The 256-nt window shown below is 62.5% G+C and carries 1 protein-coding gene; it reads right to left on the reverse strand.

Annotation, left to right across the window (positions count from 1 at the left end):
- Positions 1-256, reverse strand: a 256-nt coding sequence (locus CWO91_RS42530; protein ID WP_165406095.1) for an ATP-binding protein, incomplete at its 5' end; no start/stop codon positions are given.

Below are 256 nucleotides of genomic sequence, written 5' to 3' on the forward strand. Positions count from 1 at the left end.
TCAATCGGCTTGCAAGTTTGACCCCTCATCGGCGTCCAATTTTGACCCCTTTGTGCGGCGGGGTTTGCTGGCAGCGCTCGTCTCGTCGGAGCTGGCCGGGATAGCGGAGGCGAGACGAGCGCGGGTGGCGTGATCGTCGTCGCGGCTCTTGAATCGCCAACTGTCGTTGCCGGTCTCGACAATGTCGCAGTGATGGGTCAATCGGTCGAGCAAGGCGGTGGTCATCTTGGCGTCGCCGAACACGCTGGGCCATTCG

Source organism: Bradyrhizobium genosp. SA-3, assembly GCF_004212635.1.
GTDB lineage: Bacteria > Pseudomonadota > Alphaproteobacteria > Rhizobiales > Xanthobacteraceae > Bradyrhizobium.